The 6,285-nt window shown below is 61.9% G+C and carries 5 protein-coding genes and 1 pseudogene; 3 read left to right on the forward strand and 3 right to left on the reverse strand.

The window, feature by feature from the left end; genetic code table 11:
• Window positions 1–171 precede the first annotated feature (171 nt).
• The 3 genes from cysQ to cysD are packed head-to-tail and all read right to left on the reverse strand — an operon-like array spanning window position 172 to window position 3,816.
• Window positions 172–960 carry a 3'(2'),5'-bisphosphate nucleotidase CysQ gene (gene cysQ, locus NKJ09_RS27875; protein WP_352496296.1) on the reverse strand — a complete coding sequence of 263 codons (789 nt, stop codon included), beginning with the start codon at window positions 958–960 and terminating at the stop codon, window positions 172–174.
• Between the two features lie 10 nt (window positions 961–970).
• Window positions 971–2,908, reverse strand: a complete 1,938-nt coding sequence (gene cysN, locus NKJ09_RS27880; RefSeq protein ID WP_352496294.1) for a sulfate adenylyltransferase subunit CysN — start codon at window positions 2,906–2,908, stop codon at window positions 971–973.
• Between the two features lie 2 nt (window positions 2,909–2,910).
• Window positions 2,911–3,816, reverse strand: a complete 906-nt coding sequence (gene cysD / locus NKJ09_RS27885) for a sulfate adenylyltransferase subunit CysD (RefSeq protein WP_352464033.1) — start codon at window positions 3,814–3,816, stop codon at window positions 2,911–2,913.
• A gap of 575 nt (window positions 3,817–4,391) precedes the next feature.
• Between cysD and tnpA the strand changes: the two genes are divergently transcribed.
• From tnpA to tnpC, 3 genes and pseudogenes are all read left to right on the forward strand, one after another.
• Window positions 4,392–4,838, forward strand: coding sequence for an IS66-like element accessory protein TnpA (gene tnpA, locus NKJ09_RS27890; RefSeq protein WP_352483797.1), 447 nt, complete (start codon window positions 4,392–4,394; stop codon window positions 4,836–4,838).
• The gene (gene tnpB, locus NKJ09_RS27895; RefSeq protein ID WP_263791208.1) at window positions 4,835–5,191 is read left to right on the forward strand and encodes an IS66 family insertion sequence element accessory protein TnpB; all 357 of its coding nucleotides are present in this window, start codon (window positions 4,835–4,837) and stop codon (window positions 5,189–5,191) included. Before tnpA ends, tnpB begins: the two co-directional genes overlap by 4 nt.
• 99 nt (window positions 5,192–5,290) lie before the next feature.
• A pseudogene (gene tnpC / locus NKJ09_RS27900) lies at window positions 5,291–6,165 on the forward strand (IS66 family transposase); the annotation flags it as partial.
• Window positions 6,166–6,285: the final 120 nt, after the last annotated feature.

Genomic DNA, 6,285 nt, shown 5'->3' on the forward strand with positions numbered 1-6,285 from the left:
GCATCGCAGCATCGACCGGACACGAAGCGAATCGGCCACGCCGACCCAACTGTCGCTGGATGGGGATCGTACCGCTGTGTTTACAGATCTCGAGCAGCATCTGAGGTCGCTTGCATAAGTCACTTGCAACACCCGCACTTTCGTACGGGTCTGGAACTGCGCAATCACCGTCTAGCCAAATCCAGCAGCCTTGCCGCTGGCGATAAAATGCGGGTTGGCGAAATCCTCGTCGTCACTCTGGTTGCGCTTGCCGTAGGCGAGCGGCTCACCATCCAGCGTGCGCGTCATGCCGCCCGCGGCGCGTAGCACCGCGTCACCCGCGGCCGTATCCCACTCCATGGTGCGGCCGAAGCGCGGATAGACGTCCGCCTCGGCGCCGGCGACGAGACAGAATTTCAGCGATGACCCGACCGAGACGATCTCGGCAGCGCCCAGCGCGCGGATATAAGCGTCGGTTTCCGGCGTGTTGTGCGACCGGCTGGCAACGACGGTCAGCGGCACCACACCGGCCCTTGCCGAAATCGGCTGGCGATCGACGATCTCATAGTCGTCATTGATCTCGATCGTTTCCGCTTTGCCCGGCCGGCCGGAAAAGAAGCGGCCGGTGCAAGGCGCGAAGACGACCCCGATCTCCGGCACGCCATGGCGAACCAGCGCGATGTTGACAGTGAAATCGGTCCTGCGGTTGACGAACTCCTTGGTGCCGTCGAGAGGATCGATCAGGAAGAAGGCGTCGCCGAGATCCGGTGCCATGATGCCGGCCGAAGCTTCTTCCTCGGCCACGCACGGAATCTCGGGAAATGCGGCGCGCAGCCCGGCAAGAATAATCTTCTCGCTCTCGCGATCTGCCTCCGTCACCGGCGAACTATCCGACTTGCTGTCGACCGCACAGCCGGCACGAAAGACGCGCATCACCTCGCGCCCTGCCGCCAAGGCAAGGTGCTCGAAGACGGCAAGCATCGCTTCGTCGTCAGATACCGCCGCCGCTATCATATTGGTCTTCGGCAATGTCACGCTCGATCAGCCAGTGTTCCAGGGCATCTACCATCTCCTCGGCCGATTTGCCGAGTGTCTTGAGATGGATTTCCGGTTTTTCCGGCGCCTCATACGGCGAATCGACGCCGGTGAAATTCTTGATTTCGCCGTTCAACGCCCGCGCATAAAGGCCCTTCGGATCGCGCCTGGCGCATTCTTCGAAGGGTGTGTCGACAAACACCTCGACGAATTCGCCGTCGGCCATCAATTCGCGCGCCATGCGCCGCTCTGCGCTGAACGGCGAAATGAACGACACGATGACGATCAGCCCGGCGTCGGCCATCAGGCGCGCGACTTCGGCAACGCGGCGAATGTTTTCGACACGATCGGCGTCGGTGAAGCCGAGATCGCGGTTGAGGCCGTGACGGACGTTGTCGCCATCCAGAATGTAGGTATGGCGCCCGGTGGCGAAGAGCTTCTTTTCGAACAGATTGGCGATGGTCGACTTGCCCGAGCCCGAAAGCCCGGTGAACCAGAACACCGCCGGGCGCTGGTTTTTCATATCGGCGCGGGCGCGCTTGCCGACGTCGAGCGACTGCCAGTGGATGTTTTCGGCGCGGCGCAGCGAATGCAGGATCATGCCGGCGCCGACCGTGGCGTTGGTGATGCGGTCGATCAGGATGAAGGCGCCGGCGGTGCGGTTCTCGGCAAACGGATCGAAGGCTATCGGCGACCGCGTCGAGATGTTGCAGATGCCGACTTCATTCATTTCAAGCGACTTGGCCGCCTCATGGGCAAAGTCGTTGACGTTGACCCGGTATTTCAGGTCGGTGACGGTGGCGCTGGTCTGGTCGGTCTCGGTGCGCAGGATGTAGGAGCGGCCGGGCAGCAATGCATGTTCGTCGAACCACACGATGTTGGCGGCGAACTGGTCGGCGACCTGCGGCCGCGCCGCCGGCGATACCAGCATATTGCCGCGCGAGACTTCCACCTCGTCGTCAAGGACAAGAGTGATGGCCTGGCCGGCAATAGCCTGCTGAAGATCGCCGCCATGCGAAACGATGCGCCTGACATGCGAGGATTTGCCGGATTTGGCGACGACTACCTCGTCGCCCGGCGCAACCGAGCCGGAAGCGATGGTGCCGGCGAAACCGCGGAAATCGAGATTGGGACGGTTCACATATTGGACCGGAAACCGGAACGGCAATTCGACCGCGGCCTCGTCGACCGAGACGGTTTCGAGATGTTCGATCAGCGTCGGGCCGGAATACCAGTCCGTCCTGTCGGAACGGCCGGTAACGTTGTCGCCATAGCGGGCCGACATAGGAATGGGCACGATCGTCTGGAAGCCGAGCCCACGTGAGAACTGCCCGTAATCCGCGACGATCCGTTCAAAAACCGCTTCGTCGAAGCCGACAAGATCGATCTTGTTGACGGCGAGCACGATGTGGCGGATGCCAAGCAGCGAGGCGATTATCGAATGCCGCCTAGTCTGACGCAGTACGCCCTGGCGGGCATCGATCAGCACGATGGCGAGATCCGCCGTCGATGCACCTGTCGCCATGTTACGCGTGTACTGTTCGTGGCCGGGCGTGTCGGCGACGATGAACTTGCGCTTTGGCGTGGCGAAGAAGCGATAGGCGACGTCGATGGTGATGCCTTGCTCGCGCTCGGCCTCGAGGCCGTCGACCAGCAGCGCGAAGTCGACGTCGTCGCCGGTGGTGCCGTGCTTGCGCGAATCGCGCTCGAGCGCGGCCAGCTGGTCCTCGAAAATCTGCTTCGTATCGGAAAGCAGACGCCCGATCAGCGTCGACTTGCCGTCGTCGACCGAGCCGCAGGTCAGGAAGCGCAGCAGCGACTTTCGTTCCTGCGCCGCCAGATAGTCGCGGACGCCGTCGGTCGCGGCGAGGCTTTTGGCCATGATGTGGCGCATGCTCAGAAATACCCCTCGCGCTTCTTCTTTTCCATCGAGCCGGCTTCATCACGGTCGATCAGGCGACCTTGCCGCTCGGAAGTGCGCGCCGTGAGCATTTCGCCGACTATCGCCTCCAGAGTGTCGGCCTCCGAGTCGATCGCGCCAGTCAGCGGATAGCAGCCGAGCGTGCGGAACCGCACCATCCGGTTCTCCACCGTCTCGCCGGGCCGCAGCTGCATGCGCTCGTCATCCCTCAGGATGAGCATGCCGTCGCGCTCGACGACCGGCCGCTCCTTGGCCAGATAGAGCGGCACGATCGGGATGTCTTCCTGGAGAATGTACTGCCAGATGTCGAGCTCGGTCCAGTTCGACAACGGGAACACCCTGATCGATTCACCGGCAGCGATGCGGGTGTTGAAAATCTTCCACATCTCCGGCCGCTGGTTCTTCGGATCCCAGACATGCTGGGCGTTGCGGAACGAGAAGATGCGCTCCTTGGCGCGCGACTTCTCCTCGTCGCGACGGGCGCCGCCGAAGGCTGCGTCAAACCCGTATTTGTCGAGCGCCTGCCGCAGCGCCACCGTCTTCATCACATGCGTATGGGTGTTGGAGCCGTGGTCGAACGGATTGATGTTGTCACGCACGCCGTCCTCATTGACATGGACCAGAAGGTCGAAACCGAGCTTTTGCTGCATCTGGTCGCGAAAGGCGATCATCTCGCGGAATTTCCAGGTTGTGTCGACATGGAGAAAGGGAAAGGGCGGCTTGGCGGGATAGAACGCCTTCATCGCCAGGTGCATGAGCACGGACGAATCCTTGCCGACCGAATAGAGCATGACCGGCTTGGCAAAGGCCGCGGCCACTTCGCGAAAAATATGGATGGATTCAGCCTCAAGCCGCTGAAGGTGGGTAAGCGCGATGTTCATGGACTGTGAGCGTTCTTTCGTGCCATCCACAGAAGGGCCTGTATCATCAACGGGTGCGATCTTCAGCCGCCCGGTTCAAGCTGCACTTCTGGACAATCTATTCTCGTGGGGCGTTCTAGCAGATCGTTCCTGCCCAGAACAATGCAAGACAAGCCGGCGGCCGAATAGTTTGGGAATTAATTTTCCATGAAGTGCGCAAAACCGCGAAATTCTTGCTCACCATGCGGTGCCATGCCGAAGGCGCAGGAAAATATTACTTGGGCCCGGAAGGATGAGTGCCAAGACTGTCGCACTCTTTGTTGCGACAAACCGTCAATGGGCAAATGGCCATTGCGCCAATTTGGATAGAGTTGGACAATTTCCCCACCATCAATGACTCGGCCCAGCCGCAGCAGTTTCGGTTGCCCCACTCACCTTGGCGTCGGAACGAGCGTGAGAGCCCGTGCGCCACGCCCTTTTAGCCAATGATTCTTACAAATGATTTGAATGCCGCTCGACGGTAAGCGCTGTCCCGGCGGCACCTTTCGCGCGTGGATGTAAGGGACGATGTTCGAGGCCTTTGAGGGCTTCGACATATGACGATTTCAGAGTTTACGCTTAAGTCCAGGGACGAGGAGCCGGTCCGTCGGCTGGAGATCTTCACTGGTTCGGGTCGGCGGCGTGAGTGGCCGCCGGAGGAGAAGGCCCGGATAGTGGCGGAGAGCTACGAGGCGGGCGAGACGGTTTGTGCTGTGGCACGCCGGTATGGGCTTTCCCCGCAGCAATTGTTCACTTGGCGTCGGGCTGCTCGCCGGCCGATGGGGGAGGCAGCAATATTGGAATCCATGTTCGTGCCGGCCGTGGTGACGGCAGCGCCTCCGAAGCCTGCGGCGAAGCATCGGCCACAGCCAAGAAAGCGGGAGCCGGCTCGAGACGCTGGTGTGATCGAGCTCGAGATCGACGGCATCGCAATGCGGGTGGGTCGTGGGGCGGATTCGAAGACGGTTGCAGCGGTGATCCGTGCGCTGAGGGCAACGTCGTGATCGGGCCAACGGGAGCGGTCAAGGTCATGGTGGCGACGAAGCCGGTCGACTTCCGCAAGGGAGCGGAAGGTCTGGCAGCGCTCGTGCGCGAGGCGATGGGCGCGGATCCATTCTCGGGCGCGGTCTACGTGTTCCGGGCCAAGCGGGCCGACCGGATCAAGCTCGTCTACTTCGACGGCACGGGCGTATGCTTGTTCGCCAAGCGGCTGGAGGATGGCAAGTTCTGCTGGCCGGGCATTACCGATGGTGTCGTGCGACTGACGGCGGCACAGTTGCAGGCACTCCTGGAAGGCCTCGACTGGCGGCGGGTGCACGAAACGCGCGAGATGCGTGTTCCAACGACGGCGAGCTGACCATCGGATTATTGCCAAATCACTGGAATCCATGCTTGAATCCGCTTCGTGACTGACGCGGCCGCTGCCCTACCCGACGATCCTCATGCGCTTCAGGCGATGCTTCTGGCCGCGCGTGCGGAGAATGAGAGGCTCCGCCAAATCATCAAGGAGTTGCAGCGCCATCGCTTCGGGCGAAGGGCGGAGAGCCTGCCCGAGGACCAGCTTCTTCTGGGCCTGGAGGAAGCCGAGCAGGTAGAGGCGGAGGGCTTCGCCAGCGCGGAAGCCGCGGACCCCTCAAAGCGTGATGCCAGGGCTCCGTAAGCGTCGCGCCAACCGCGGCTCGTTGCCCGCCCATCTGTCGCGCGTCGAGCAGGTAATCGACATCGCCGACAAGATCTGCCCGTGCTGCCAAGGCCAGCTGCATGTTATGGGCGAGGACGTCTCCGAGCGTCTCGACATCGTGCCCGCCCAGTTCCGGGTGATTGTCACCCGTCGACCGAAGTATGCGTGTCGGGCCTGCGAAGAGGTGGTCGTGCAGGCGCCAGCGCCGGCACGTCTCGTCGAAGGCGGCATTCCTACAGAGGCCACGGTGGCTCATGTTCTGGTGTCGAAGTATGCCGACCACCTTCCCCTATATCGTCAGGCCCAGATCTACGCCCGCCAGGGCGTCAATCTCGACCGTTCGACACTCGCCGACTGGGTGGGCAAGGCAGCTTTCCTGCTTCGCCCTGTGCATGAGCGGCTGTTCGAGCGGCTGAAGGCTTCAGACAAGCTCTTCGCGGACGAGACCACTGCCTGTGCTTGATCCGGGCCGGGGGCGGACCAAAACGGGGCAGTTGTTCGCCTATGCCCGAGACGACCGACCTTGGGGCGGAATGGACCTACCCGGCGTCGCCTATCTCTACGCTCCGGACCGCAAGGCCGAACAGCCGATCCGGCATCTTCAGGGCTTTGTCGGAACCCTGCAGGTCGACGGATACGCGGGTTACAGGGACTGTCGGGAATTCTGTGCGCGAGGCCATGATGATGGAAAGGAGAGAATCATCGCATGGCTATTGAGAAGGAACTTCTGGACCAACTGCTTGCCGGCCGCGATCCGAATGAGGTGTTTG

It is taken from the genome of Mesorhizobium sp. M0189 (assembly GCF_040322135.1).
In the GTDB taxonomy this organism is placed as follows: domain Bacteria; phylum Pseudomonadota; class Alphaproteobacteria; order Rhizobiales; family Rhizobiaceae; genus Mesorhizobium.

Coding starts and splice junctions, on each gene's coding strand:
- tnpA (WP_352483797.1), top strand. CDS start 4,392: ATGACGATTTCAGAGTTTACGCTTAAGTCCAGGGACGAGGAGCCGGTC.
- cysD (WP_352464033.1), bottom strand. CDS start 3,816: ATGAACATCGCGCTTACCCACCTTCAGCGGCTTGAGGCTGAATCCATC.
- cysQ (WP_352496296.1), bottom strand. CDS start 960: ATGCTTGCCGTCTTCGAGCACCTTGCCTTGGCGGCAGGGCGCGAGGTG.
- cysN (WP_352496294.1), bottom strand. CDS start 2,908: ATGCGCCACATCATGGCCAAAAGCCTCGCCGCGACCGACGGCGTCCGC.